Below are 24,303 nucleotides of genomic sequence, written 5' to 3'. Positions count from 1 at the left end.
ACGTCGATGCAACGCGAGCCTGGCTAACATTCGCCCGCCGACCGACCGACGGAGTCACCGATGAGCCTGTCCCCTTCGGGATATGCAGCGCAGTCAGAGCTCGATCGCCACCTGCGATCTCGCGTCAGCCCGAAAATCGCTTCTGCCAGAGGAGGTTTGAACCCTGTCCGGCGAAAGCGCATCGCGGTGGTGATGGACGACGAGCTGCTGCATCACGGAGTCGTGCACATGATGACGCGCACCGACGCCGTGCAGTTGGTCGCCGACATGCGGCCCGGCCCCGACGCGCCGGCCCGGCTGCGCGAACTGCGCCCCGAACTGCTGGTGCTCGGCGCGGGCGACCGTCTGCACCTGCCGGAGCTTCTGGCCGCACTGGATCCGCGCCCGCGCGTCATCGTCGTCGTCGACACCCAGGATGCGCGCACTGATCTCGTTGCGCTGATCCGCGCCGGCGCCGACGGGCTCATCGACCGTCGATCGCCGTCGGGCGAACTGCTCGCCACGATGATGCGGGTCGTCAACGGACATTCGGCGCTCGACTCGGCGAGCACCAACGCGGTGATCGCCCGCCTGCGAACCGCCGACGTCGCGCCGGACGCCGCCGTGCTGCCGGCGCTGACCCGCCGTGAACACGAGGTGTTGCGCCTGGTCGCCGCCGGGCAGGACAACCGCGCGATCGCGCGCACCCTGTTCATCAGCGAGGCGACCGTCAAATTCCACCTGCACAACATCATGGGCAAATTCGGTGTACACAAACGCGCCGCACTGGTGGCGACCGCACTGCGCGGCAACTGGAGTAACACCCCGTGATGGGCGTGGCCGTCGCGGGCTCCTCGCCGAGAGCCGTCGAGATGACGGCCTCGCTGCTCGATGCAGGCCTCGCCGTGACGGTCGCAAGTCCAGCGCCGGTCCCCTACTTCGACGACGCGGCCACCCGCGGGCTGCTCACCCTGCGCCGGCGCGACCTCACCGCGCGCGACATCGACTTGGTCACCATGGTGTTCGCCTACACCGGAGATCCGGTACAGAACCGCCTCATCCGCAAACTCGCGCAATGCAGGCACCGGGTCTGTGTCATCGAGCCCGGCGAACCCGAAACCGTCGCGGCATCCCACACCGGTCGGGTGATCCTCGTCGGCGGCGGACCCGGTGACCCTGGTCTGCTGACCGTCGCCGGCCGCGACGCACTCGCGGCCGCACAGGTCATCGTCACCGACCGATTGGCCCCGGTCGGGATGCTCGCCGCCGTCGCCCCGCACGCCACCGTGATCGATGTGTCGAAGATCCCCGGTGGCCCCCGCACCGAACAGCACGTGATCAACGATCTGCTCGTCGAACGCGCCGCCGCCGGCAACACCGTCGTCCGGTTCAAAGGCGGTGACGGCTTCGTCTTCGGAAGGGGCGGTGAGGAACTCGACCATTGCGTGCGTGCCGGGATTCCGGTGCAGGTGATCCCGGGGGTGAGTTCGTCGATCGCGGCCCCGGCCGCCGCCGGGATCCCGGTCACCCACCGCGGGCTGACCCAGGGCTTCACGGTGGTCACCGGCCATGTGCCGCCCGGCCACCCTGAATCGACGATCGACTACGCAGCTCTCGCCCGGACCAACACCACCCTGGTATTGATGATGGCCGTGGCCAATCTGGAGGCGATCACGGCCGCGCTCATCGCCGGCGGCATGGCCGCCGACACTCCGGCCGCGGTGATCGCCGATGGTTGTCTGTCGTCGCAACGCGAGGTCAGGGGCACCGTCGGCACCATCGCCGCCGCAGCCGTCAACGCCGAGATCCGCCCGCCGGCGACGACCGTCATCGGTCCGGTGGCCGGCTTCGCACCGGGTCAGGTCAACGCCCCGGCCAGCACCGCCGCCAGCGCCGCACCCACCATGGGTCCGACCACGGGCACCCACGAGTAAGACCACATCACATCGCCTTTGCCTTTGATCGGCAGGAGCGCATAGGCGATTCGCGGGCCCAGATCTCGGGCCGGGTTGATCGCGTAACCGGTGGGCCCGCCCAGCCCGAAGCCGATGGCCATGACCACGAACGTGACACCCGCATAGCCGAGCGCGTCGTTCACCTCAGGGTTGGTGAGCACCCAGAGGATCAGCACAAATGTGGCGATCACCTCGGTGGTGAGGTTCCAGACGGTGCCCTTGATGGCCGGCGCGGTACAGAAAATCCCCCGGGTGCCGGAGTTGTCGTCGTTGTGGTCGAACTGCAGCTTGAGGGCCATCCATGCCAACGTCGCTCCCACGATCGCGCCGAGCAACTGTCCGGACCAGTAGAACGGGACACTGCCCCACGGCACCCCGTCGCTGATCGCGACAGCCAGCGTGACCGCCGGATTGATGTGCCCGCCAGAGGGACTGGCGACACTGGCACCGGTGAACACGCCGAAGCCCCAGCCCAGCACGATCACCAGCCAATCGCCACCACCGCCGTGAGAAAACGAATTCGGCAGCACGACGGCTGCTATCGATCCGCTGCCGATCAGGACCAGCAGCGCGGTACCAAGAAACTCCCATACGAAGATGTCGGTGTAGTCCACACCTTCAGTGTCAGCACCGAAAACAGCGAAAAGACTGTGCGATACGATCTCCCAACCTGGATCTGTCCTCGCACCTGTGCTTTCGGTTAGGTTGTGGCCGATGTCACCCGCGGAATAGCATTGGCAGATGACCTCTTTGCCGTTGACCAAGGCCCAGACCATCCTCGACGCTGCGATCAGGAAAGCCCACGAGATCGGCCAGCCGATGAACATCGCGGTCGTCGACGACGGCGGTCACCTCGTTGCGTTCGCGCGGATGGACGGCGCCATCAAGGCCAGCATCGACATCTCGACCCGCAAGGCACGCACATCGATCCTGATGAACGCACCGACGGCGGCGCTGTCGGATCTCGTGCAGCCGGGCGCAGAACTCTATGGCCTCGAACAGCTTTCGGGTGGTCTGGTGATCTTCGGCGGCGGCATCCCGCTGGAGGTCGACGGCACCGTGGTCGGCGCGATCGGGGTCAGTGCGGGAAGTGTCGCACAGGACGTGGCTGTTGCCGAGGCCGGCGTCGCCGCCCTCTGAGGTCAGTCGACGTCAACCCAGTCCAGGGTGCGCTGGACGGCCTTCTGCCACCCGGCGTATCCCTCGGCGCGCTGCTCCTCGCTCCATGCGGGCGACCACCGCTTGTCCTCCTGCCAGTTGGCCCGCAGCTCGTCGCCGTCCTTCCAGAACCCGACCGCAAGCCCCGCGGCGTAGGCTGCACCCAGCGCAGTCGTCTCGGCCACAACAGGTTTGACGACGTCGACCCCGATGACGTCGGACTGGATCTGCATGCACAGCTCGTTGACGGTGATCCCGCCGTCGACCTTCAGGACCTCCAGGTGCACACCGCTGTCGGCTTCCATCGCGTCGACGACATCACGGGTCTGGTAGCAGATCGACTCCAGTGTGGCGCGCGCCAGATGAGCGTTGGTGTTGTACCGGGACAGCCCGACGATCGCGCCGCGGGCGTCGGAACGCCAGTACGGCGCGAACAGCCCCGAGAACGCCGGCACGAAGTAGACGCCGCCGTTGTCGGTGACCTGGCGTGCGAGCGCCTCGCTCTGTGCGGCACCGCTGATGATGCCGAGCTGGTCGCGCAGCCACTGCACCGCCGAGCCGGTCACCGCGATCGAGCCTTCCAGCGCGTAGACCGGTTTCGCGTCACCGAATCGGTAGCAGACCGTCGTCAACAAGCCGTGCTCCGAGCGCACGATCTTCTCACCGGTGTTGAGCAGCAGGAAGTTTCCGGTGCCGTAGGTGTTTTTGGCCTCACCGGCAGACAGGCACACCTGGCCCACCATCGCGGCCTGCTGGTCGCCGAGAATGCCCGTCACCGGGATCTCGACGCCCAGCGGCCCGCCCGAGCGCGTGGTGCCGTACGCCACGGGCTCCGACGAGGAGGCGATCGTCGGCAGCATCTGACGCGGAATTCCGAAGAAGCCCAACAGTTCGTCGTCCCAGTCGAGCGTCTCGAGGTCCATCAGCATCGTGCGACTGGCGTTGGTCACGTCGGTGATGTGCACACCTCCGCGCGGACCTCCGGTCAGATTCCACAGCACCCAGGAGTCGCACGTGCCGAAGAGCGCGTCACCGGCTTCGGCGGCCTCGCGCACCCCGTCCACGTTCTCCAGGATCCACTGCACCTTCCCCGCCGAGAAGTACGTCGCCGGAGGCAGACCGGCCTTCTGCCGGATGACGTCGCCGCGACCGTCACGATCGAGCGCCGAGCAGATCCGGTCGGTCCGGGTGTCCTGCCAGACGATCGCATTGTAGAAGGGGCGCCCGGTGTGGCGGTCCCACACCAACGCGGTCTCGCGCTGGTTGGTGATGCCGAGCGCCACGATGTCGGAGGCCGACAGCCTGCCCTTGTTCAGCGCGGTCTGCAGCACCGAACCGGTGCGCTCCCAGATCTCCACCGGATTGTGTTCCACCCAGCCGGCTTTCGGCAGGATCTGCTCATGCTCGAGCTGATGCCGCGCCACTTCACGGCCGGAGTGGTCGAAGACCATCGCCCTGGTGCTCGTCGTCCCCTGATCGATGGCTGCCACGAAATCGCCCACGTGTGCTTACTCCTCGCTGGTCACCGAAGACACGAACTCGCACGGAACACCTGGTTCCGTGCGAGTTTGCGCCTATTGCGTCAGATCAGAAAACCTGGGGGCTCAGAAGAAACCGAGGGCCTGATCGCTGTAGCTCACCAACAGGTTCTTGGTCTGCTGGTAGTGGTCGAGCATCATCTTGTGGTTCTCCCGGCCGATGCCGGACTGCTTGTAGCCGCCGAACGCGGCGTGCGCCGGGTACTGGTGATAGCAGTTGGTCCACACCCGGCCGGCCTTGATGTCGCGACCGGCGCGGTAGGCGGTGTTGCCGTTACGGCTCCACACACCGGCGCCCAGACCGTAGAGGGTGTCGTTGGCGATGCTGATCGCCTCGTCGTAATCCTTGAACGAGGTCACCGCGACCACCGGGCCGAAGATCTCCTCCTGGAACACCCGCATCTTGTTGTGGCCGGTGAAGATGGTCGGCGCGACGTAGTAGCCGCCGTTGAGATCGCCACCGAGCTGAGCGCGCTCACCGCCGGTGACGAGCTGGGCGCCCTCGCTCTTGCCGATCTCGATGTAGGACAGGATCTTCTCCAGCTGATCGTTGGAGGCCTGCGCACCGATCATCGTCTCGGTGTCGAGCGGATCGCCCTGACGGACGGCCTTGGTGCGGATCGCGGCCAGCGCCAGGAACTCGTCATAGATGTCGGCCTGGATCAACGACCGCGACGGGCAGGTGCACACCTCGCCCTGGTTGAGGGCGAACATGGTGAAGCCCTCCAGCGCCTTGTCCTGGTAGCTGTCGGTGGCGGCCAGCACGTCGTTGAAGAAGATGTTCGGACTCTTGCCGCCCAGCTCGAGGGTCACCGGGATCAGATTCTGCGAGGCGTACTGCATGATCAGCCGGCCGGTGGTGGTCTCACCGGTGAACGCGATCTTGGCGATGCGGTTACTCGAGGCCAGCGGCTTACCGGCCTCCACGCCGAAGCCGTTGACCACGTTGACCACACCGGCGGGCAGCAGATCCTCGATGACCTCCATCAGGTACAGGATCGAGGCCGGGGTCTGCTCGGCCGGCTTGAGGACCACGGCGTTACCCGCGGCCAGCGCCGGGGCGAGCTTCCAGACGGCCATCAAGATCGGGAAGTTCCACGGGATGATCTGTCCGACCACACCCAGCGGCTCGTGGAAGTGATAGGCCACCGTGTCGTCGTCGATCTCCGACAGCGACCCCTCTTGCGACCGGATCGCACCGGCGAAGTATCGGAAGTGATCGACGGCCAGCGGGATGTCGGCGTTGAGCGTTTCGCGGATCGGCTTGCCGTTGTCCCAGGACTCGGCGAGCGCGATCGATTCCAGGTTCTCCTCGATGCGGTCGGCGATCTTGTTCAGGATCACGGCGCGCTCGGCGGCCGAGGTCTTACCCCAGGCCGGCGCGGCGGCGTGCGCAGCGTCGAGGGCCTTCTCGATGTCGGACTCGTCGGAGCGGGCCACCTCGGTGAACGGCTGGCCGGTGACCGGCGTCGGGTTCTCGAAGTAGCGTCCAGCGTTCGGCGCCACCCACTGGCCGCCGATGAAGTTGTCGTAGCGGGACTTGAACGACATCAGGGAGCCGTCAGCCCCGGGGCGGGCGTACACAGTCATGTGAATCTCCTGCTCGTGTGGTGTGCGTCACTGAACCTACGCCCGCAACCGTTGCACCACGGTTGCACGGCCGGGCAGACTTGATCGCATCGACCGACCGCGCCGCACCCCCCGCCAGCAGCGCTCCCGTGACACGGTGAACACGCTGGTGGAGGCCGCCGCCCAAGTGTTCGCCCGCGAGGGCGTCGCCACCACGACAAATCGGATCGCCGAGCGCGCCGGGCTGTCGATCGGCACCCTCTACCAGTACTACCCCGACAAACTCGCACTGCTGCGCGCGGTGGCCGAGCGACACGTCCGCGAGGCCGACGAGCGGTTGTGCGAAGTGTTCGCCGATTTGCGCGCCGAGACTCCCCCGTTCGACGCGACCATGCGCACGTTGCTCACAGCGTTGGTGGGGTTGCATGCGGATCAGCCGCGGCTGCATTCGCTGCTGCATCGGATGATGGCGCCCACCATCGAGCAGCTCGGCGCGATGCACGACTTCGAGGAGCGGATCTGCGACGAGGTGTCGTTCCACCTGAAACGCTGCGACCGCGGCGGAGACGACACGGAACTGACGGCGCGGACGCTGGTGCACACCATCGATGCCCACCTGCACCGCGTGCTGGAGTTCGACATCGACGCGCTGATGGTCACTGTGGACCGGCTTGCTCCGCCACCTGGGTGAGCACGGTCCGTATGGTGTCACGAAGCTGACTCAAGCCGGGCTCCTCGATCGGGAAGTGCCCGCAGTTGTCCAGCATGACGAGCTCGGTTGGCCCTGAGATGCGCTGCAGGAAGCGGATACTCAGCTCCGGCGGGGTCCAGTCGTCGGCGGCGGGTGCGACGAGGGTGACGGGCGCACCGCGGTAGGACTCGGGTGCGGTGTGCACGTAGTTCATCCAGCCGGCCAGGAAGCCGAGCGGGGCAGAGCCTCCGCCGCCCCGCGGGTCGGTGGCGCACAGCAGCGACAGCCGGTGGTCCCGACTCATGCCGGCCATGTCGGCCAGCCAGCGCATCGGTACCCGGACCCGGCCCAGCACCGGGTCGAGTGCGCGCAGCATCACCGGCGCGGGCCGCCCCAACCACGCGAACCGGGCGGCTGCCGACCGCGCGGCCGGGTCGGACATGTCGAGCAGGCAGGTTGCCACCACGGCGGCGACGCGGCCGGTGCGGGCGGCGGCCTCATAGGCCAGCATGCCGCCCATGCTGGCGCCGAACAGCACCAACGGGCGTGCGTCGGCGGCGTGTTCGGCGACCACCAGGTCGCACAGCAGGTCGACCCAGTCCTCGTAGCGCACCCGCGACGGGTGCGGCTCGACAGTGTCGCCGTAGAGCGGCAGGTCAGGGGCGAGCAGGTCGACGCCGCCTCCGGCCACGGCCGCCGCGACCGGCCAGAGCGCGCCGCTGTACCCGCCGCCGCCGTGGACGACGAGCATCCGCACCGGGGCGTCCGCGCCCGCGGCGGTGCGCGCGATGTGCACGGAGCGGCCCCGCCACTGCCACCAGGTGCTCACCGGCGGGGTCAGACCGCGCCGGTAGGCCTCGGGCAGGAACTCGGCGTAGCGCTGGTAGTCCATACCTGATCATCGGATGGTTCTGCCGGCGTCGACAACTCGCGTTCCGCGGCCGGGTGAGCAGCCGTTTCCGCGTGCTGCTCAGGTTTTCAGCCCAGTTCGTAGTCCAGGCCGGCCAGATGTCCCCGGGCCCGGGCCCGCGCCACCGCGGTCAACCCGGCGCAGTCCCGTAATGCCTGCCATCCGTCCCGGTCGTCGCGGCCCTCCGGCAGCTCCAGCCAGCGCCTCAGCAGATCCGCGCGTCCCTGTCTGCTCTCGGCGAGCACGGCGTCGCGCAGGGTCGCCGACAGCTGCGTGCGCAGCCGCGCGATCGCCGGCGACACCGACTGGGTGAGCAGCGGCCCCGGGTAGCGGGTGAGGGCGGCTTCGACGTCGCCGGCGTCGAGGGCCTCGAAGACCTCGCCGATGTCGCTGGTGATCCCGGTCAGGAGCCGGTACGGCCGGGATCCGAGGTTCTCGGCGCCGATGACCTTGCGCAGTCGCGACATCTCGGCGCGCACCGTGACGACATCGAGGTCTTTGTCGTCGAGCAGCACTGCGAGGTGGTCGGCGGACACACCCTCGGGGTGGCGGCTGAGCAGCACCAGGATGTCGGCATGCCGGCCGGTCAGATAGGTGGCCTGCAGATGGCCGTAGCGGTCGGTGGTCACCCACCGGGGCCGGTCACCGCCGAGCACCACCAGGTGCGGCCGGCGCGCCGCCGGTTCCACCGCGACCCCGGCCAGCCGTAACAGGGCGAGGTGGTTCTCGACGGCCACGGCGGTCGCACGCACCAACGCCAGGGTTTGCGCGGACGCAACCTGCGCACCTCCGGTCAGGTCGATGGCGCCCAGCAGCGCTCCGGTGGTGGGGTCGTGGACGGGTGCCGCGGTGCAACTCCAGGGTTGGACCACGCGGGAGAAGTGCTCGGATCCGCGAATCTGCAGTTCGCGGTCCAGGGCGAGCGCTGTGCCGGGGGCGTTGGTGCCCGCACTGCGCTCGCTCCAGTCGGCGCCCGGCACGAAATTCATCGCCTCGGCCTTTCGGCAGGCCTTCGGGTCACCCTCGACCCACAGCAGCGTGCCGTCGGCCGCGCTGACCGCGACGACGACGCCGGAATCGAGCGCATCGTCGACCAGCAGCCGCCGGATCACCGGCAGCGCCGGTGCGAGCGGATGGGTCTCACGCAGTCTCTCGATCGCGGCCACCGCGGCCCGCGCACCGTCGAGGTCGGGGTCCACACCGCCGGCGAGGCTGCGCTGCCAGCTCTGCGCGACGACCGGGCGGACCGCGTTGGAGTTCAGATAGGTCGCATCGACCTCACCTGCGACGAACAATTCGTGGACAGCACGCAGCCGCGAGGATGCCGGCAGGGCCGATGCCCGTCCGGTCGATGTCTCCGAAGCTGCCATGCGGCGTTCCTTTGTGTCCGCCCTGTGTGTCTGCCATCTGGTGTCTGCCATTTGGCGTCTGCCATCTGGTGTCGGCCATTTGGTGTCTGCCATTTGTGTCGGCCATCACACCTGCTCCCAGCCTATCTCAGCGCGCGTGGTGGCAGTCGCGCTTGCCGAGAGTCGCGCTCGCGAGAGCGCGCCGTGTGAGCGTACTGTGCGGCCCCCGATCGGCTCCCCTCCTCTCGGGGGCCGCACAGGTCTGGTGCGGGCGTCAGGCGCCCCAGGCGGTGGCCGCTTTGAGGTCGGTGGCCGCGACGTCGTCCGCGCCGTCGCGCACGGCGTTGCCCAAACTGACCAGGATCTCGTTGAGCGCGGTGGCGGCCTGCTCCCAGCGCGCCTGCTCGATGCGGTACGCCTGGGCCGACTCGCGGGTCCAGGTCGCCTGCAGCGGTGCGATCTGTGCCCGCAGATCGTCGAGGGCACCGTTGAACCGCGCCGAGGTGCGGTGGATCTCCTGACGGACGGTGAACTCGATCTCGCCGAAGTTGTAGGACAGTGTGTGGCTCATCGGGGGCGATCCCTACAGATTCCCGGCAACCGCGGCGATCCGCTGCGAATGCCCGTCGGCAACCTCGCGCAGGACGCGTTCGTTGTCGCGAATCGTCTCGGCGATACGCTGCAGCGCGGCATGCAGCTTCAGCGACTCGGCGTTCCACCGCTCGACCACATCGCGGAATCGTGCCGCCGCCGCGCCGCCCCACACCGACGGCGGCACGTTGCTCATCGCCCCGATGAACGACTGCAGCATGGCGCGGATCTCCTCGTTACGGGCGTCGGTCTTCCCTGCCACCGACACCATGAGGTCGAAGTCGGTGGTCAGAGTCGGACCCGAGGGTGCTGACGATGTCGACATCTGAATTCCTTTCGTGGCCTTTCAAGCGATCTACAGATTGGACGCACCAGCGCGCAGTTCGGTTCCCCCGATTGGGCTTTCAGTTCGACGCCCGGGCCGAGTTCACCGCCCGGCTGCACACCTCGGCGACGGTGGCGTGCTCCCCCGGCGCGGCCTGACAGCCGACCGCGATGCGCACGGTGCCGTCGCTGAGCACGCTCCACCGGGTTTCGCTGTCCGCACGCCGCTCCAGGTAACTCACCACAGCCCTACCGCCGAGTTCACCGGAAGGATCGAGGTCCGTGAAGACCCCACCCGGTTCGGATCGGATTGCCTGCCTGAGAGATTCGGCGATCTCGGCGATGCCGGCCGGTGCGCCTTCGGACTGGGTGATGTGCAGGGCGGGCAACCCGCCGGGCGCCGCGACCCGCACCCGCGCCGATCCGGCCCCGGTGGTGATGCGCTCCTGCAGCCACCCGGCGGGCACCGTGACGCTGACCCGGCCCTCCACCAGCAATCTCGAATCCAGGCCGATGATGTCGTCCGGCGTCGGCACGGAAAGGGACTGGGCCCAAGGCGACTGGGCCGTCCATCCGCCCGCGGCCGCGGTCAGCACCGCACCGGCGAGCAGCACCGCAACCCGGCGAACCGGGCGGGCAGGCGCGTCGACGCGCACCGGCGCCGGCAGCGCCCCGAGCGCCGCGTCGCGGAGTCGGGTCGGGTCGCTGTAGGTGACCGGGACCGGGAGCCGCCGCAGCGCGGCGATGACCGCGGCGGGCAACTGCACCCCGGTGGGAACGTCGATCAGCACCGAGGTCGCCGACGCCAGGTGCGCAGAGAGCGCGCCGCCGTCGCGGGCCAGCACCGAGCACCCGGCCGCCGGCGACAGCACCACGAGATGCTCGGCACAGGCTTCGACCAGCACCTCGCCGACACCGCCGAGCAACGTACCCCGTCGCAACACCACGACATCGGTGACGTCAGCGCCATCGGCGGCGGGGGTGACGTCAGTTGCGGGGGTACTCAGAGCGTGCGCGGCGCCGGCGACCACGTCGATGCGGCCCGACGACCACCAGGTCGGCACGACCAGCACCAGCGGCCTGGCCGGTTCACCGATCACGGCGCCGAGCAGGTCGCGCCACAGCGCAGAAACCCGAACCGGCTCATCGTCGACCAGCGCGACGATGTCGTCGATGCAGTCCAGCGCCGCCGACGTCCACTCGGCCGGCGCGCGCCGCGGGCCGCACACCGTGGCGGGGCCGACCTCGACGACGACCGGGGTCACACCGGCTCCGCCACCCAGGCGAGCTGGACCGACTCCTCCGGCCGGCCCCGGACGACGAGGTTGGCCCGCCCCGGCGGCAGCGGCACCGGCCGGGCCGAGCCGAGCAGCACACCCTCGTCCGGTGCGGCGCTCATCATCAGCCCGGCACAGCCCATGTCACGCATACGCGCAAGGACCGGGTCGAACATCGCCCGCGCCGCACCGCCGGATCGTCGGGCCACGATCAGGTGCAGGCCCAGATCTTTGGCGTGCGGCAGAAAGTCCGCCAACGGGGTGAGCGGATTTCCGGTCGCCCCCGCGACCAGGTCGTAGTCGTCGACCACGACGTAGATGTCGGGGCCGCTCCACCACGACCGGTCCCGAAGCTGCCGCTGGCTGACGAACTCGTCGGGCATCCTGGCGTTGAGGCGTGCTGTCAGTGCGGCCAGCCGCGACGTGGCCGCGATGCCGGACGCCGCGTATCCGGTGAGCGGACCCCCCTCGACCACACCGAGCAGGGTGCGCCGGAAATCGATGATCTCCAGTTCGACCTCACCGGTGGCTGTGGCGAGTTCGGTGCACAGTAGGCGCAGTGTCGCCGTCTTGCCGCATTCGCCGTCGCCGAGCAGCAGGAGATGCGGATGCTCGGCGAAATCCAGTGTGCGCGGGGCGAGGTCGCGCTCCCCGAGGCCGAGCACCACTTCACCGCGGCGAAGCTCGACAACCTCGATGTCGGCGCGGTCGATCCGTCCCGGCAGCAGCTCCACCGGTGGGGCGACACCCCCGCGCAGGATCGGCACGCCGTCGGGCTCCGGCAGCGCGATCACCATCTCGCGGCCGTCGCGGGTCAGACCGCGCCCCGGTGGACGGTCGGCGAGTTCTCGTGCGCGTCTGCGGTCCATCTCCGAATCGGCCGGATCGCCGAGCCGCAGCTCGATTCGGGTGCCCAGCTGGTCCTTGAGCGCCGGCCGCAGGTCGGCCCAGCGCGACGCGGCGATCATCACGTGAACGCCGTAGGACAGCCCGCGGGCGGCGAGCGCGGTGATCGCGGTTTCCAGTCCCTCGAACTCCTGCCGCAGCGTGGCCCACCCGTCGACGACGAGGACGATGTCGGCGTAGGGGTCGCCATCGCCTGGTGTGGCCTCCCGGCCGTTCAGCACCGCTTCCAGTTGCGCGACGATGCGGCGGCACAGGTCGGCTTCCCGGCGTCCGGCCACCGCCCCCACGTGGGGCAACTCCCGCATCGCCGTCAGCCCGCCACCGCCGAAGTCCAGGCCGTAGAACTGCACCGCCGTAGCATCGTGGGTGGCAGCCAGGGCGGCGACGATCGTCCGCAGCGCCGAGCTCTTACCCGAGCGGGGCCCGCCCACCACCGCGACATTTCCTGCCGCGCCGGACAGGTCGACGACCAATGGTTCCCTCCGCTGCTGAAACGGACAGTCGATCACGCCGATCGGCACCCGTAGCCGCTGGGGAGCGACAGTCGGCAGCACGTCTCCCAGGCGCGGTGACCGGTTCAGCGGCGGCAACCAGACGCGATGGGCCGGCGTGCCATGACCGGCGAGCCGTCCCAGCACCGTGTCGAGCAGCGGACGCGAAGCGGTCGGCGGCACCAGGTCGCGGGGTGCGACCTCGTGGCGCAGGTCGAACCGTCGCACCCCCGGCTGCGGGTCGTGCTGCGGTCGACGAACGGGGAAGCCTCCGGAGACGAACGCAGCCTGGAACCGGGTCAACGATCCGGTGGCGGTGCTCAGGTAGCCTGCTCCCGGCTGAGCCGGTAGGTGGAACGCATCCGGCACACCGAGTACGGCCCGGGACTCGCTCGCGGAGAATGTTTTCAGGCAGATGCGGTAGGACAGGTGGGTTTCCAGTCCACGCAGCCTGCCCTCGTCCAGACGCTGACTGGCCAGCAGCAGGTGCATTCCGAGAGACCGTCCGAGGCGGCCGATGGCGACGAACAGGTCGGCGAAATCAGGGTGCTGACTGAGCAATTCGGAGAACTCGTCGACGATGACCAACAGCGCAGGCAACGCGGCGAGGGTGCGGTCCCGGGCCCGCGCTCGACCGTATTCGTCGATGTTGGTGAGGTTGCCGGCCGCCCGCAGCATCTCTTGCCTGCGATTGATCTCCCCGGACAGCGCTTCCCGCATGCGCGCGACCAAGGGAGCCTCGTCGGCGAGGTTGGTGATGACCGCGGAGACGTGGTTGACGCCGTCCAGCCCGAGAAACGTGGCCCCGCCCTTGAAATCGACCAGCACCAGGTTGAGCACATCCGGCGGATGGGCGGCGATCATCCCCAGCACCAGTGTGCGCAGAAACTCCGATTTGCCGGAGCCGGTCGCCCCCACACACAACCCGTGCGGCCCCAGACCGCAGGCCGCCGCCTCTTTGATGTCGAGTTCGACGGCGGAACCGTCCTGCGCCACCCCGATCGGCACCCGTAGCAGTTCGGCACGGCTGCGTCGCGACCACACCTGGACGGGGTCGAAGTCCTCGGGATCGTCGATACGCATCAGCGCCGGCCAGTACGGGGCATCGCCTGCCGATTCGACCGGCATGTCCCCGCGGTGCCGCGAAAGCCGGCGCGCACACGCCACCGCGTCGGCCAGGCAGAGTCGATCCCACACCGCAGCGCTCGTCACACCGTCGACCGACACCGCCACCTCGGCTCCCGGCCCGGGCCGCAGCACGATCGCCGTCACACCGTCGGCCCGTCCCGGTCCCGCGGTGCCGTCGACGATCAGCACGTGCCGCGCACCGGACCGCTCGGCGCTGTGGTGCGGCAGCCATTTCAACCAGTCCCAGTCCCGATCGTCTCCCACCGCTGCGATCGAGACCAGCTGGGGGCGGTGCAGCACCGCCAGCTGACACACCAGAGCCCGTGCCACAGCACGGATCGCGCAGGACCGCCCGGTCAGCTCGATCGATCCGCCCGAGGCCACCGGCACCGCGACCGGCACGGCGCCGACCACCGCCCGGTGCTCGATCAGCCGGTGCAGCGCACCCACCGTCACGGGATCGGTCTCGTCATCGGATTTCAACTCCGGCGCCACCGCGGTGACGGCGGCGGGCCGATCTCCGATCCCGATGCGTACCGACCCGAAGTCGGGATGGTCTTCGGTGCGTTCCCACATCCGCTCGCCACCGACCAGCGTCCACAACGCGGCGGGCTCGGGGTGCCGGTCGCGCAGCGATCTGCGGTACTCCTCGGCGGCAGCCGCCAGGGTCTCGTCGAGATCGTCGAGATAACGCAGGTAGACGGCGCGCTGCTGGTCGAGTTCAGCATCACGGCCGTTGCCGCGACCCCCGTAGGCCAGCGTGCCGATCAGCGACAGCACCATCATGGCCGGAAAGAGCATAAACATCGGATTGCGTGGTGTGGGTGCCGCGTTCAGGTAGAGCGCCACCATGCCCACCATCGCGACGAGCATCGCCAGCGGCATCAGTCGCGCCAAGGGATTCACCGGCGTCTGCGCCGGCGGATCCGGCGGGGTCCGCACCACGAGGCGCCCGGCGTCCATGTGTGAGTAGACGCACCACCGGGCCGCCCGGTTCCATCCCGGCGGGCGAAAATTCGTGCGTGGTCGCCCTGATTCGCCGAGTTACGTTGAACCCGTGACGGATACGTTGTGTAGGCTCGCGGTACAGACGGCCGGTCCAGGCGGATCGACCGCGATGGATCTGGTCCTGCCCGCGGACCGTCCGTTGGGTGAGCTGGTCCCGTCGATCGTCGACGCGGTGTTCACCGAGACACCCGGACCGCGGCACTGGCAACTCACCCGGATCGGGGGACACCGCCTGGAGCCGTCGTTGTCGTTGCGCGACAACGCTGTTGCCGACGGTGACCTCGTGCTGCTCACCGAGCTGGTGTTGCCGTCTCCGCGTCCGCTGCCCACCGAGGACAGTGTGCTCGTCGCGGCGGGGTCCCCCGCCGACGACCCGGACAGCGGACGTCGGGCCCGCATCGCCGCCGCGGTCGCCGGTATCTCGGCCAGTGCGCTGGCCGCGGTCTGGGCGGGCCACGTGAGCCCGGCCCCGTGGCAGGTCTGGCCGGTCGCGGCGGTGTCCGCGGCGGCGGCGATCGGGTCGGTGGCCGCCCCACGTGACGACCGGGGATCGACGGCCGTGTTGAGTTGCACCGCGGTGCTGTTCGCCACCGCAACCGGGTTTCTGGCGGCACCGCGGGCACCATGGGTGACGCTGCTGCTGCTCGCCTGCGCGTCGGGCTTCACCATGTCGGTGTTGCTGGCGAGGATGACGCCGCACCGCACTCTGCTGACCGGGTTGGCGGCCACCACCGGCGTGAGCGCCGCGGCGGTGGTGCTGGGCGCGGCCGTTCCCCGCCCGGAGTCGGTCGCGGCCGCACTCACCGTGCTGGCGCTCGGTGCGCTCGCCGTGGCGCCCAAGGGGGCTGTCCTGGCGGCAGGTCTGACCCCGGATGGCAGGCGAGCCGACGATGACCGCGCGACTGCCGCACATGACACGCTGACCGGGCTGGTCAACGGATGGTCTGCCGCCGCGGCCGCCGGATGCGTTGCCGCAACGGCGATCACCCTGTTCACGAGGGGGCCGGCGAACCCTGCATTGGCGTTGTCGACCAGCCTCGGAGTGGCGCTGGTGCTGCGGCGGCGTGTACATGTCGGCGCCCACCGCCGCATCGCCACCGGCGCGGCGGGGCTGGCCGCACTGGCCGCCGGCGCGGTGCTCCTCGTGGCGGCGATGCCCGCGCAGGCGGTCTGGATGTGTGCCGCCGCAGCAACGGTGTGCACACTGGCCATCACCTCGGCGGGGCTGGCTCGGTCACTGAACCCGTTGCGGCGCAGACTGATTCAGTTCCTCGAGTATGCCGCCCTGGCCGCGGTGGTACCGTCGGCCTGCTGGGTCGCCGACATCTACGGCGCGGTCCGAACCCTGAGCCTGCCATGACCGGATCGGCGTGGTGGTGGCGGGTACCCACCGCGGTGGCCCTGGCGGTGCTGCCGGCCACCGCAGACGCCGGCGCCGTGAGTCCGCCACCGGTGGATCAGTTGCGTCTGCCCGCCGCCGGGCCGGCAGCCCCGGCGCGTCCCACCGCCCAGCACGACGACTGCGTGGCGCCGCCCCGCGGGCACACCGGCCGGCCCGGGCAGCTCAGCGGTATCGACCTGCCCACCGTGTGGGCGCTGACCCGTGGCGCCGGGCAGACGGTCGCGGTGATCGACACCGGGGTGGCGCGACATCGACGGCTGCCGCACCTCATCCCGGCCGGTGACTACGTGTCCGGCCAGGACGGTACCGCCGACTGTGACGGTCACGGCACCATCGTGGCCGGCATCATCGGCGCCACCCCGGATCTCGACGATCCGGACGGCTTCACCGGTATCGCGCCCGAGGTGTCGCTGCTGGCGATCCGGCAATCCAGCGCCAAATTTCACCCGGTCGACGACCCCGCCGGATCGGGTGTCGGCGACGTCGACACCCTCGCCGCGGCGGTGCGGACCGCTGCGGACCTGGGGGCGACGATCATCAACATCTCCACGGTGGCGTGCATGCCGGTTGACGCCGCGCTCGACGATCAGGCCCTGGGCGCGGCCCTGGCCTACGCCGTCGACGTCCGAAACGTGGTCGTGGTGACCGCGGCGGGCAACGTGGGCGGTACCGGCCAGTGCCCGCAGCACAACCCCCGCGACCCCGCGCATGCCGACCAGGTGTCGTCAGTGGCGAGCCCGGCCTGGTACGACGATTATGTGCTCACCGTGGGCTCGGTCGGCCCCGACGGGATCGCCTCGGAATACAGCCTCGCCGGTCCGTGGGTGGACGTGGCCGCTCCGGGCGAGTTGGTGGTCTCGCTGGCCGCCGCGGGTGACGGTCTGGTGGACACCGCACCGACCGGACGTCCCATCTCGGGGACCAGTTACGCAGTTCCGGTGGTGTCCGCTATCGCCGCGCTGGTCCGGGCCCGATCACCGGAACTGTCCGCACGCCAGGTGATGCGGGTCATCGAGGACACCGCACAGCAGCCGGCGCCGGGATGGGATCCGGTGGTCGGCCACGGCGTGGTCGACGCCCTGGCCGCGATCAGTGCGGGCGGACCGGGACAACCCGCGCGACCCGCCGTGGTGACGGTGCCGCCACACCCGCATCCGCCGACCCCGCCGCACCCACCCGCGACGGCCCTGCGGGGCGCGCTGATCTGCCTGGCACTGGCCGGCGGCGTCGCGGTGACCTCGGCGGCGATGCACCGGTCACGGCGCGCCGACAGCGTCGCTGACGACTGATGCCGCCGGGCGGCTGAGTTCCGGGCCGGGGGGCAGGGACGACAGTACCGGCCATGGGGCGGGTTCTGCGCTGGCCGTGATGCCTAGCGCTGCAGCGGTTTCCGCGTCCCGGATGCCGAACCGTAGCCCCGCAGCGGTGACCAGGAACAGCGATCCGGCGCCGGCCCCGGAACCGGTCAGCGAGACCGACCGGACGAACACACTGCGTCCCGCGGGCACCGAGACGGCGTCGATCGCGGGACCTGCGCCGTCGGCCTGCGCCAACGGGACGGAGCGGGCGGCCGCCGGGAGTTCGGCAGCCACCAGCACCGCGGTGTACGAACCGGATCGGCCCGATTGGCGGCGCCATCGGGCGCAGATCACCGGATCGCGCGAGAGGTTCGCGCGATCCGGGAACGTGGCCACGGGCAGGATGTTCGTCACCGGTACCGCACCGATGTCCGCGGCGGACACGGTCGGGATCTCAGCACCCGAGCGGGAGTCGGTGTAGCGGATGAGGTCGGCGGCGACCTCACCGACGCGCTGCAACCCGTCGGGTAGCACCACGAAGTGGTCGACGCCGTCGGCCGCCGGCACCTGCACCACGGTCCCCACCGCATACCGGCTCATCGTCAGCGGTCCGGCGGCGCCGAGGGCGGGGATGCGCGGCGGCTCGATCGCGGGAGCCTCCGGAATCGCATCCAGCAGCAGCGGTGAAACTTGCTGCGGCACAACGCCATCGAGCCGCAGCGCGCGGACCACCGCGGCGTGCCGCAGGTCCACGCGGGCCCGCCACCCCCCGTGGAGCAGGTAGGTCACCGCTGCGCTCGCCCCGCGCGGGCTCACCAGCACGCTGCGGTCGGCCGCCGACGCCGCATCGTCGAGGGGGCCGGCCAGCACGGTGGTGCCGGATCGTTCGTCGTCACACACCGTCCACCCGGACTCCTGCTTAGTCAGCGGCGGCGAGATCTGCTGCGGAGCACCGGGAATGCCCATCTGCGGTCCGAGTTCGGCGTTGTCGACAGCCCGCTGCGAAACCACCCGCGCTTCGGCTGCGGCGCCGAGGATCAACCGCGCGGAGGCCAGATTGAACACCGGATGCATGACGCCGTCGATCCTGACGTACATCGCCCCGGAATCGCGGACCACCACCAGCGGCGCGTCGCCGATCGCATCGGCCGGACGCACAAAGGCGAGCACCGCGCACACCGCCAGCCCCACCACAGCGAGCACAACGCCCACCGAGAACGAAAGCGTCTGCGCGCGAAGCGGATCGTCGAGCAGCCTTGGATCGCCACGTACCAGGGCATGCTCCATCCGGCGGGCCAGAAAGCGGTGCCCACTGACCTGCAGGCGTGTCGTCGGTTGTGCCATCACTCCCCCAGGCCAGCGTAGCTGCGCACCGGCGGGGGTCAGATCACCTGTTGGACCGGCGCTCCCGATAAGCCGCGACATGCTGACGGTTGCCGCAGTTGCCGGTGTCGCAGAACTTGCCGGACCGGTTGCGGGACAGATCGATCAGCACCGCCTCGCAGTCGGGCGCGGCGCAGATCTTGAGCCTGCGCAGTTCTCCGCCACGGATCAGGTCGGCCAACGCCATCGCCATCTCGGCACCCATGCGTTGCCACAACGGGTCGTGAATCGAGGCCAGGTGCAAATGCCACTCGGGCATCTCGGGGTGACGGGTCAGCCACGGGGACGCCTTGGTGTCAGACAACAACGCGTTGACCTGATCGACGGCGCGGACCTCGTCGCCGGCGGACTCCCAGATCCGGCCCAGCCGAGCCCGCAATCGGCGCACCGCTTCGAGTTCGGCGGAGTCGTGGTCACGCCGGCCGGTCCAGCCGAAGTGCTCCAGATACTCGTCGAGCGCGGCCAGGTCGGACAGCTGCTCACCGTCCACCCGATCGGTGTTGATCAGGACACCGACCGCCCGCAAAGTGAGTTCGGTGTCATAAGTGAAAACCATTTGACTCATGACTCCTTCCGGCAGTAGCGTCATGACCAAAGTTCATTTTACTCATGTCATCCCTCGTCAACTGCTGTCAACTCACTGGAGGTGGTTACCCATGGCTGCGCTGGATACGACCCGTCAGTCCCGGGCCGACCACTCCTACCGTTTCCGTACCGGTCTACTCTTCGCCATCGGCTCCGCATTGGCCTTCGGATCCTCGGGGCCGTTCGCGAAGTCGTTGATGGAGGCCGGGTGGAGCCCGACCGCCGCGGTCACGGCGCGACTCGCCGGCGGCGCACTGGCGATGGCGGTATTCGCCACCGTCATCCGGCCCGGCTGGCTGCGCGAGGCACGGCAGCACGCCAGGACGGTGGTGCTCTACGGGCTGGTACCGATCGCCGGCGCGCAACTGTTCTACTACAACGCCGTGGCGCACCTGTCGGTCGGCGTCGCACTGTTGCTCGAGTACACCGCACCGATCCTGGTCGTGGGATGGCTGTGGGCCACCACCCGGCGACGCCCCACCACCATGACACTGGGCGGGGTGGCGCTGGCAGTGGCCGGGATCATGCTGGTACTGGGCATCGTCGGGCCACACGGACTGACCGGAACCCAGATCAACCTCACCGGTGTCGGGTGGGGCCTGGCCGCAGCGGTGTGCGCGGCCTGCTACTTCCTGATGTCGGACAAGGTCGGCGCCGAGCGACCGGACGGACGCACCCCGCTGCACCCGATCACGCTGGCCGCGGGCGGACTGGTCGTCGGCGCCGTCGCGGTGGCCGCCCTGGGTGTGTCGGGCGCCATGCCGCTGACGTTCACCGCGCACAACGCCGTGGTGGCCGGCTGGACCACCTCCTGGATGGTCCCGGTCATCGCACTGGCCCTGATCCCGACGGCGATCGCCTACACGCTCGGCATCGTCGGGATCGCCCGATTGCGCCCGCGGTTCGCGTCGCTGGTCGGACTGTCCGAGGTGATGTTCGCGGTGCTGGCGGCCTGGGTGCTGCTGGGCGAGGCGATCTCGGCCACGCAGGCGGTCGGCGGGGCGGTGGTCCTGGTGGGTCTGGCGCTGGCCCGGCAGGGTGACCGCAGCGAACTCGACAGCGCCGACACCGTGACCTGGCCTGACGCCCCGCCACAAGGAACTTCGGTCAGCTAACATTGTCGGGATGAAGATCGATCTTGATGCCCGACTGCGCCGGATCGCCGCGGTGCTGGCCGGGATCCTCGTCGCCGCCGCGACCCTGGTCGTCGCACCCGCCCCGCTGCCGGTGGCCCGCGCTCAAGGCTGCCCGGACATCGAGGTCGTCTTCGCCCGCGGCACCGACGAGCCTCCCGGACTGGGGCGGGTGGGGTCGGCCTTCGTCGACTCGTTACGCGGGCGGGTCGGAGGCCGCTCCGTCGGCACCTACGCCGTGAACTATCCGGCGAGCTTCGACTTTCTCGCCGCGGCCGCCGGCGCCAACGACGCCAGCCTCCACGTCCAATACATGATGGCCAACTGCCCCGGCACCCGCCTGGTGCTCGGCGGGTACTCCCAGGGCGCCGCGGTGATCGACGTGATCGCCGCTGTTCCGATCCCGGCCGTCGGCTTCACCGCACCGCTGCCCCCGAACGCCCCCGACTTCGTCGCCGCCCTCGCGACATTCGGCAACCCGTCGACCAAGCTGGGCCTACCGATCACCGCCAGCCCGGTGTGGGGCTCGCGCGCCATCGACCTGTGCAACGGCGCCGACCCGGTGTGCTCGGGGGGCAACGACATCGCCGCGCACAGCAACTACGGACCGGCGGGGTACCCCGACCGGGCGGCGGCTTTCGTCGCCGGACTTCTCTGACCCGACGATGAGTTACGGTGTCTTGTGCTTCCTGATCGATTGAGCCGCCGGGTTTTCGCGGCCTCAGCAGCGGTGATGGCGTCAATGGCGGCCACCGCCGTCCTCCCGGTCGCCACCGCGTCGGCCCAACCCTGTCCCGACGTCGAAGTGGTGTTCGCCCGCGGCACCAGCGAGCCGCCGGGCGTCGGGCGGGTCGGCCAAGCCCTCGCCGACACCCTGCGTGACCAACTCGGTGGCCGCACGGTCGGCACCTACGGGGTGAACTACCCGGCCAGCTACGACTTTCTGAACACCGCGGTCGGCGCCACCGACGCGACGGGACGCATCGCCTATATGGCGGCACAGTGCCCCAACACCCGCATCGTGCTGGGCGGCTACTCGCAGGGCGCGGCGGTCGTCGACATGCTCGCCGGCGTGCCACCCCTCGGGGAGCGCATCGGCAACATAGGCTCGGCACCGCCGCTGCCCGGCGGGCTGAACGGAAACGTGGCGGCGGTGGCGGTGTTCGGCAACCCGTCGGCCAAGTTCGGCGCTCCGGTGTCGGCCCGAGGAGCATTCGCCGGTAAGGCGATCGACCTGTGCGCCGACGGCGACCCGATCTGCTCGGGCGGCCGCAACCCGTTCGCGCACACCAGCTATGAACGCTCCCCCTTCATCGGCCAGGCAGCCGGATTTGCCGCGGGCCGGGTCTGACCGCGCGCGGCCGATTATGATCGGCGAAGTGATTCGTCAGCTGCGAAAATTTCGCGTCCTGTCCGCGGCGGCCGCGCTGCTCGTCGTCGCGGCCACCCTTGTCGCGCCCCCGGTCGCCTCGGCCCAGGCCTGTCCCGACGCCGAGCTGATCTTCGCGCGCGGCCGCGTCGAGTCCCCCGGCGCCGGGCAGATCGGCAACGCACTGATCAGCGCCCTGCGATCCAAGACCGGCAAGGACATCGACCTGTACGCGGTGAAGTATCCCGCCAACACCGAGATCGACGTCGGCGCCAACGACATGAGCCAGCGGATCCAGTACATGTCGGCCAACTGCCCCGACACCCGCCTGGTCCTCGGCGGGTACTCGCTGGGCGCGGCGGTCACCGACGTCGTACTCGCGGTGCCGATCTCGGCGTTCGGTTTCAAGAGCCCGTTGCCCGCCGGCGCCGACCGGCACATCGCCGCGATCGCACTGTTCGGCAACGGCATCGCCTGGGTCGGTCCCATCTCCAATTTCAATCCGCTGTACCAGGAACGCACGATCGAGCTGTGCCACGGCGACGACCCGATCTGCAACCCGACGGATCCGGAGAACTGGCAGGACTACTGGCCCGACCATCTCGCGCCCGCCTACATCAGCGCCGGCATGGTGAACCAGGCCGCCGACTTCATCGCCCCGCGGCTGTAGCCGGAGACCCGGACAGCGCTAGCCGATCTCGTCGGCAGTGCGCAGATCACGGGTCACCACGGTGCGCGCGGCCAGCTCGGCATCGGGGGGATAGTCCACCCCGACCAGGGTGAGCCCCCGTGCCGGAGCGGCGGCGAAGTCGCTGGAGCGGCGCGTCGAGTGCAGCAGCGCGGCGCACCACACCGCGTCCCTGCGGTGTTCCCCGACGGCCAGTAGGGCGCCGACCAGCGAGCGCACCATGTTCCAGCAGAACGCATCGGCGCTGACGTGCACCGCGACGCGGTCGCCGTCGCGTACACAGTCCAGCCGCTGCAGTTCGCGGATCGTCGTCGCACCGTCGCGGTGACGGCAGAAGGCCGCGAAGTCGTGCAGCCCCAAGAGCTCTCCGGCCGCCGCAGCCATCGCGTCCACATCGAGGGGACGCGGCCACGCTGTGACGAAACGGGCGTCCTGCGGTTCGGTTCCGTACGGCGCCGTCGTGAGCCGGTAGACATAGTGCCGGCGCAGCGCGGAGAACCGGGCGTCGAATCCCGGTGCCGCGCGGGTGATCCGCCGGACGCGGACGTCTTCGGGCAGCATCCGGCCCAAGCGCCGCACCAGGGGCCCGAACTCCGGCTCGCCGGCTCGGGTGGTGCGGGGATAGGCGTGCGCGAGCGCGTCACCAGGGACATCGACGTGTGCGACCTGGCCGCTGGCATGCACACCGGAGTCGGTGCGCCCGGCGGCCCGGGTGACCACCGGGGTCCGGAACACCGTCGACAACGCCTCGTCGATGACGCCGGCGACGGTGCGCTGCGCGGCCTGAGCGGCCCATCCGGCGAACTCGGTGCCGTCGTAGGCGACGTCGAGGCGCAGACGAACAAACCCGCCACCGGTGCCGGTGGCGGGTTCGTTCATCGGATGACTACTTGTCGTCGTCGGCCTTGTCCGCTGCTGCCTCGGCCTGCTCGTCGGCCGGGACGGACTCGGTGCCCTCGACCTCGACCTGAGCCTCGTCGGCGATCGGTGTCTCGTCGATCGCCTGCTCCTCGTCGGTCGTCGGCCCCTCGGCGGCTTCCGGCTCCACGGCGGCCTGCGGCGCCGCCGCGCTCGCGACCTTCTGAGCGCTCGCGCTCGCGACCTTCTGAGCCGCATCCGCGCGACGCGCACGGTTGGCCTCCGAGGTCACGGTCTTCTCCCGCACCAGCTCGATGACCGCCATCGGGGCGTTGTCGCCCTTACGGTTCTCGACCTTGATGATGCGGGTGTAGCCACCGTTGCGGTCGGCGAAGAACGGCCCGATCTCGGCGAACAGGACATGCACGATGTCCTTGTCGCGGATCTTCTTCATCACCTCACGCCGGTTGTGCAGCGTGCCCTTCTTGGCATGGGTGATGAGCTTCTCCGCGTACGGCCGCAGCGCCCTGGCTTTGGGCTCGGTCGTCTTGATGCGGCCGTGCTCGAACAGCGAGGTGGCCAGATTGGCCAGCAGCGCCTTCTGGTGTGAGGACGAACCGCCGAGGCGAGGGCCCTTGGTGGGTTTGGGCATTGCGACTATCTCCTGTTAGTGGCCGACCCCCGTATCAGGTAGGGCCGGGACGGATCTCGTG

General features: G+C 69.6%; 23 protein-coding genes. 10 read left to right on the top strand and 13 right to left on the bottom strand.

Annotated features, from left to right (window positions below; genetic code table 11):
- The first annotated feature begins 156 nt into the window (after positions 1-156).
- On the top strand, positions 157-810 hold the full coding sequence (locus ACNUDN_RS06255) for a LuxR C-terminal-related transcriptional regulator (RefSeq protein ID WP_419121144.1): 654 nt from the start codon (positions 157-159) through the stop codon (positions 808-810).
- Entirely contained in the window at positions 810-1,913 is a 1,104-nt protein-coding gene (cobA, locus tag ACNUDN_RS06250) for a uroporphyrinogen-III C-methyltransferase (protein WP_419121143.1), read from the top strand. The genes ACNUDN_RS06255 and cobA overlap by 1 nt, the downstream gene beginning before the upstream one ends.
- Here cobA and ACNUDN_RS06245 read toward each other — a convergent pair.
- On the bottom strand, positions 1,838-2,548 hold the full coding sequence (locus ACNUDN_RS06245; RefSeq protein WP_419121142.1) for an MIP/aquaporin family protein: 711 nt from the start codon (positions 2,546-2,548) through the stop codon (positions 1,838-1,840). The two genes, cobA and ACNUDN_RS06245, sit on opposite strands and share 76 nt — an antisense overlap.
- A gap of 127 nt (positions 2,549-2,675) precedes the next feature.
- On the opposite strand from ACNUDN_RS06245, the gene ACNUDN_RS06240 reads away from it, so the two are divergent.
- On the top strand, positions 2,676-3,074 hold the full coding sequence (locus ACNUDN_RS06240; RefSeq protein WP_419121141.1) for a GlcG/HbpS family heme-binding protein: 399 nt from the start codon (positions 2,676-2,678) through the stop codon (positions 3,072-3,074).
- A gap of 2 nt (positions 3,075-3,076) precedes the next feature.
- Here ACNUDN_RS06240 and glpK read toward each other — a convergent pair whose 3' ends face one another.
- Both glpK and adh read right to left on the bottom strand, forming a co-directional pair.
- Positions 3,077-4,594: a glycerol kinase GlpK gene (glpK, locus tag ACNUDN_RS06235; protein ID WP_419121140.1), complete on the bottom strand. Its 1,518-nt coding sequence runs from the start codon at positions 4,592-4,594 to the stop codon at positions 3,077-3,079.
- Between the two features lie 102 nt (positions 4,595-4,696).
- Positions 4,697-6,220 carry an aldehyde dehydrogenase gene (gene adh, locus ACNUDN_RS06230; RefSeq protein WP_419121139.1) on the bottom strand — a complete coding sequence of 508 codons (1,524 nt, stop codon included), beginning with the start codon at positions 6,218-6,220 and terminating at the stop codon, positions 4,697-4,699.
- A 136-nt stretch (positions 6,221-6,356) separates the two neighbouring features.
- On the opposite strand from adh, the gene ACNUDN_RS06225 reads away from it, so the two are divergent.
- Positions 6,357-6,890, top strand: coding sequence for a TetR/AcrR family transcriptional regulator (locus ACNUDN_RS06225; RefSeq protein ID WP_419121138.1), 534 nt, complete (start codon positions 6,357-6,359; stop codon positions 6,888-6,890).
- Here the strand turns inward: ACNUDN_RS06225 and ACNUDN_RS06220 are convergent.
- From ACNUDN_RS06220 to eccCa, 6 genes are all read right to left on the bottom strand, one after another.
- On the bottom strand, positions 6,856-7,782 hold the full coding sequence (locus ACNUDN_RS06220) for an alpha/beta hydrolase (protein ID WP_419121137.1): 927 nt from the start codon (positions 7,780-7,782) through the stop codon (positions 6,856-6,858). The genes ACNUDN_RS06225 and ACNUDN_RS06220 overlap by 35 nt on opposite strands.
- An 86-nt stretch (positions 7,783-7,868) precedes the next feature.
- Complete coding sequence (locus tag ACNUDN_RS06215; RefSeq protein WP_419121136.1) at positions 7,869-9,170, bottom strand: helix-turn-helix domain-containing protein; 1,302 nt, start codon at positions 9,168-9,170, stop codon at positions 7,869-7,871.
- Positions 9,171-9,423: 253 nt separating this feature from the next.
- Entirely contained in the window at positions 9,424-9,720 is a 297-nt protein-coding gene (locus tag ACNUDN_RS06210; RefSeq protein WP_419121135.1) for a WXG100 family type VII secretion target, read from the bottom strand.
- 12 nt (positions 9,721-9,732) lie between these two features.
- Positions 9,733-10,065 carry a WXG100 family type VII secretion target gene (locus ACNUDN_RS06205; protein ID WP_419121134.1) on the bottom strand — a complete coding sequence of 111 codons (333 nt, stop codon included), beginning with the start codon at positions 10,063-10,065 and terminating at the stop codon, positions 9,733-9,735.
- Between the two features lie 79 nt (positions 10,066-10,144).
- A complete protein-coding gene (locus ACNUDN_RS06200) occupies positions 10,145-11,329 on the bottom strand; it encodes a type VII secretion-associated protein (RefSeq protein WP_419121133.1) in 1,185 nt (394 codons plus the stop codon).
- Entirely contained in the window at positions 11,326-14,829 is a 3,504-nt protein-coding gene (gene eccCa / locus ACNUDN_RS06195; RefSeq protein ID WP_419121132.1) for a type VII secretion protein EccCa, read from the bottom strand. The genes ACNUDN_RS06200 and eccCa overlap by 4 nt, the downstream gene beginning before the upstream one ends.
- Before the next feature lie 55 nt (positions 14,830-14,884).
- On the opposite strand from eccCa, the gene eccD reads away from it, so the two are divergent.
- Entirely contained in the window at positions 14,885-16,234 is a 1,350-nt protein-coding gene (eccD, locus tag ACNUDN_RS06190) for a type VII secretion integral membrane protein EccD (protein WP_419121131.1), read from the top strand.
- A complete protein-coding gene (gene mycP, locus ACNUDN_RS06185) occupies positions 16,231-17,565 on the top strand; it encodes a type VII secretion-associated serine protease mycosin (RefSeq protein WP_419121130.1) in 1,335 nt (444 codons plus the stop codon). Before eccD ends, mycP begins: the two co-directional genes overlap by 4 nt.
- Here mycP and eccB read toward each other — a convergent pair.
- Positions 17,533-18,918: a type VII secretion protein EccB gene (gene eccB, locus ACNUDN_RS06180; protein ID WP_419121129.1), complete on the bottom strand. Its 1,386-nt coding sequence runs from the start codon at positions 18,916-18,918 to the stop codon at positions 17,533-17,535. The genes mycP and eccB overlap by 33 nt on opposite strands.
- 43 nt (positions 18,919-18,961) lie before the next feature.
- On the bottom strand, positions 18,962-19,513 hold the full coding sequence (locus ACNUDN_RS06175; RefSeq protein ID WP_419125031.1) for a CGNR zinc finger domain-containing protein: 552 nt from the start codon (positions 19,511-19,513) through the stop codon (positions 18,962-18,964).
- 100 nt (positions 19,514-19,613) lie between these two features.
- Here ACNUDN_RS06175 and ACNUDN_RS06170 point away from each other — a divergent pair, with 100 nt between their 5' ends.
- From ACNUDN_RS06170 to ACNUDN_RS06155, 4 genes are all read left to right on the top strand, one after another.
- The gene (locus ACNUDN_RS06170; protein ID WP_419121128.1) at positions 19,614-20,657 is read left to right on the top strand and encodes an EamA family transporter; all 1,044 of its coding nucleotides are present in this window, start codon (positions 19,614-19,616) and stop codon (positions 20,655-20,657) included.
- Positions 20,658-20,667: 10 nt separating this feature from the next.
- Complete coding sequence (locus ACNUDN_RS06165) at positions 20,668-21,333, top strand: cutinase family protein (protein WP_419121127.1); 666 nt, start codon at positions 20,668-20,670, stop codon at positions 21,331-21,333.
- 75 nt (positions 21,334-21,408) lie between these two features.
- Complete coding sequence (locus tag ACNUDN_RS06160) at positions 21,409-22,026, top strand: cutinase family protein (protein ID WP_419121126.1); 618 nt, start codon at positions 21,409-21,411, stop codon at positions 22,024-22,026.
- Positions 22,027-22,042: 16 nt separating this feature from the next.
- Positions 22,043-22,714 carry a cutinase family protein gene (locus ACNUDN_RS06155; RefSeq protein WP_419121125.1) on the top strand — a complete coding sequence of 224 codons (672 nt, stop codon included), beginning with the start codon at positions 22,043-22,045 and terminating at the stop codon, positions 22,712-22,714.
- Between the two features lie 18 nt (positions 22,715-22,732).
- Here ACNUDN_RS06155 and truA read toward each other — a convergent pair whose 3' ends face one another.
- A complete protein-coding gene (gene truA / locus ACNUDN_RS06150) occupies positions 22,733-23,611 on the bottom strand; it encodes a tRNA pseudouridine(38-40) synthase TruA (RefSeq protein WP_419121124.1) in 879 nt (292 codons plus the stop codon).
- A 7-nt stretch (positions 23,612-23,618) separates the two neighbouring features.
- The gene (rplQ, locus tag ACNUDN_RS06145) at positions 23,619-24,242 is read right to left on the bottom strand and encodes a 50S ribosomal protein L17 (RefSeq protein ID WP_419121123.1); all 624 of its coding nucleotides are present in this window, start codon (positions 24,240-24,242) and stop codon (positions 23,619-23,621) included.
- Between the last annotated feature and the right edge of the window lie 61 nt (positions 24,243-24,303).

This window comes from Mycobacterium sp. smrl_JER01, assembly GCF_048513595.2.
Classification (GTDB): domain Bacteria; phylum Actinomycetota; class Actinomycetes; order Mycobacteriales; family Mycobacteriaceae; genus Mycobacterium.
The sequence above is the reverse complement of the archived record's forward strand: the minus strand, read 5'-3'. Positions and strand labels throughout refer to the sequence as shown.